Origin of the sequence: Staphylococcus sp. HMSC62B09, from assembly GCF_001839115.1 — a bacterium.
Classification (GTDB): Bacteria; Bacillota; Bacilli; order Staphylococcales; family Staphylococcaceae; genus Staphylococcus; species Staphylococcus haemolyticus.
Genome location: NZ_KV840083.1, coordinates 1 through 3,124, shown reverse-complemented (window position 1 = coordinate 3,124; position 3,124 = coordinate 1). Strand labels below are relative to the sequence as shown.

The window sequence follows — 3,124 nt, the reverse complement described above, 5'->3', positions numbered from 1 at the left end:
TGGTTAGCTATATTTTTTACTTTGCAACAGAACCTTTTAGGGGTAGGACTTTTCTTCAAATTGAAAAGCCCCCCTTGAATTGCGCACAGCGTGACCTTACTATTCTGTTTTCTACCTATTTATCCTTCACTCTCATCAGTCGTAAACTATTTAATGCTACCAAAATAGTAGCTCCCATATCGGAAAGAATCGCTATCCAAAGAGTTAACCATCCCGGGATAACTAATAGTAAGGCAATTATTTTAATTCCGATAGCAAAAGTGATGTTAGCTTTAATGATATTTAAAGTTTTTCGACTGAGTCTTACTGCAAATGGAAGCTTACTTAAATCATCTCCCATTAATGCAATATCAGCTGTTTCAATTGCAGTATCCGTTCCAGCACCGCCCATTGCAATTCCAACAGTAGATGCAGCAAGTGCTGGAGCATCATTAACGCCATCGCCAATCATAGCTACATTATCATACTCCGATTGCATTTTTTTAATATAATCTAATTTATCCTGTGGCATCAATTCAGACTGAATATCAGAAACGCCTACATGTGTACCGATTGCATTTGCAGTACCTTGATTATCACCTGTCAGCATAATTGTTTGCTTGATACCTAACTGATGAAGTTTTTGAATCACATTTTTACTTGTTTCACGAACCTCATCTGCAACGGCAATTACGCCGAGAATTGTTTTTTCCGTTCCAATAATCATGGCTGTTTTTCCTTGGTTTTGTAGGATTTTCACATTGTTTTCAAACCCAAGGCTAAAATCGGAAACATTTAATTCCTTGAAAAGTTTTGGGCTTCCAATATAGTAAGTAGTTCCGTTTACAATCCCTTTTATACCTCGCCCAGTAATCGAAGTGAATTCTTCCACTTGTACATTAGAATAAGGGATATTATCTTGCTCTGCCTTTTTCATTATTGCTGAAGCAAGTGGATGTTGTGAACGATATTCTAAAGCTGTAATGGTAGAGAATAGCTCTTTTTCTTCCACTTGGTCATTTAATACTTCAAAATCTGTTACCACTGGTACACCTTTTGTCAGTGTTCCTGTTTTATCAAATGCGACTGTCTTAATGTCTCCTAATTTCTCGAGATAGACACCACCTTTAACCAACACACCTTTTTTCGCTGCATTTCCAATTGCCGAGACAATCGAGATTGGAGTAGAAATAACTAATGCACAAGGACATCCAACTACAAGAACTGCTAATCCTTGATAAACCCATGTATCCCAACTGCCACCAAAGAATAGGGGTGGAACGACTGCAACCAAGGCTGCAATAACCATAATGATCGGAGTGTAGTATTTCGCAAATTTATCAACGAATGCTTGGGCTGGAGCACGCTCCCCTTGTGCTTCTTCAACAAGATGAATAATCTTGGCAATGGTTGTATCTTCTACGTATTTGGTGATTTTTACTTCAATTAGTCCCTCTTCGTTAAGCGTACCTGCAAATACTTCGTCATCTACCGCTTTGGAGACGGGAACAGATTCTCCTGTTATAGCTGCCTCATTGACAGCCGACAAGCCATTCACAATGATTCCATCCATGGCAATTTTCTCCCCTGGTTTGACAATCATGATATCACCCACAGCGATATCGTCCACATGGATTATTATTTCCTGACCATTTCGTCTAACTAGTGCTTCTTTTGGGGCGATATCCATCAATGAACGTATGGATTGTCTTGCTCTGTCCATAGAGAAGCGTTCAAGTGCTTCACTGATTGCAAAGAGAATAACAACAATAGATGCCTCTGCCCATTTACCAATAATGGTAGCTCCAATAACGGCAACGGTCATCAGGGTTTTCATGTCGAAATCAAAGCGTATCAAATTTTGAAAACCGACTTTAAATAATGAATATCCGCCAATTACAATAGAACCTACAAATAACATGGAAGTTACGAGGTTATCTTCTCCATTTACAAAGTGAGAAAGGTAACCAAAAGCAATTAGTAGTGTGGCAAACAGCAATGTACTATGTTTTTTATAAAATGGTGTTTTCTCTTCTTTATGAGCCTTAGTGTCATCTTTAACCCTTTGTATCGTTTGATTCGCTAGTTTTTCAGGAGATACTTTTAGATTCTCAAAAGCACCTGCTTTTTCAAGTTCTTCAACCGATGCATTTCCATATACATCAATTTTAGAAGCGCCAAAGTTTACTTTTGCGTCTTGAACGCCTGGAATCTTTTTAACATTTTTCTCAAACTTTCCTGCACAATTTGCACATGTAAATCCTTGGACCCGATAGACGTTCATTTCTTCTTCCATTAGTTTAACCTTTTGTTCAGACATTGACCTTCACTTCTTTCTTATGTGCTAGGGCGATCATCATTATCTGCCCGATATGTTCATCATCTAAAGAATATAAAGCTAGTTTTCCTTCTTTTCTAAAGTTGACCACCCCTTGCTTATAAAGCGTACGTAAATGATGAGATGCATTTGCTATCGTAACACCTAAGATATTTGCTATATCACAAACACACAACTCTTCATCCTGACACAGAGCGTAAGTAATTTTTGCTCTATTTTCATCGGCAATAGCCTTTAACATTTGGCTAACACCAGAAATATCAACTGTTTGTAAATCCCCTTGTATTCGATTAACCTTTTCTTCGTCATAACAAAAAATTTCACAAGTATCTTTTTTTTTCATATTATCATCCCATCTTCATTCAAATATTTATTTGAGTATACTATAACCATTTTCGACTCATCATACAAGCAAATATTTGAATGAAAATAAAAGAAGTAAGTAGGGCATAAAATTCTAGTCTCAAAAACGAACGTTATTGAGAAAAAGAATATAGAAAAAAGAGAGAGCATATTTGCACTCTCTTTTCTTGTCTTTAAAAGCTCATAATCGATTATTATCATCCGTTTTGGGACGCTATGAGAAGCTCTCATTTACATCGAAGTAAAGTTTATTAAATCAAGTCATTATCGTGTTTAATTCTATAAACAGTCTGTCTTGTTATATTCACTTCTTTCGCAATTTTACTAATTGCTTGACCTTCTTCCAACATCTCTACAACTCTATGATAAATAATACGTTTTTGAGGATTTTTCGCATTGGGCGAATATAATAAAGGGCGTCCTTTATACACACCTTTTTCTTTC

At 36.6% G+C, this 3,124-nt stretch carries 3 protein-coding genes; all 3 read right to left on the bottom strand.

All coding sequences use genetic code 11. The features are described 5' to 3' along the window. Positions 1-115: 115 nt before the first annotated feature. Positions 116-2,299 carry a cadmium-translocating P-type ATPase CadA gene (cadA, locus tag HMPREF3265_RS00595; protein ID WP_000003266.1) on the bottom strand — a complete coding sequence of 728 codons (2,184 nt, stop codon included), beginning with the start codon at positions 2,297-2,299 and terminating at the stop codon, positions 116-118. Beyond that, on the bottom strand, positions 2,292-2,660 hold the full coding sequence (gene cadC, locus HMPREF3265_RS00590; RefSeq protein WP_000726008.1) for a Cd(II)/Pb(II)/Zn(II)-sensing metalloregulatory transcriptional repressor CadC: 369 nt from the start codon (positions 2,658-2,660) through the stop codon (positions 2,292-2,294). Before cadC ends, cadA begins: the two co-directional genes overlap by 8 nt. 271 nt (positions 2,661-2,931) lie before the next feature. Beyond that, positions 2,932-3,124, bottom strand: a 193-nt coding sequence (locus HMPREF3265_RS00585) for a helix-turn-helix domain-containing protein (RefSeq protein WP_141764255.1), incomplete at its 5' end; no start/stop codon positions are given.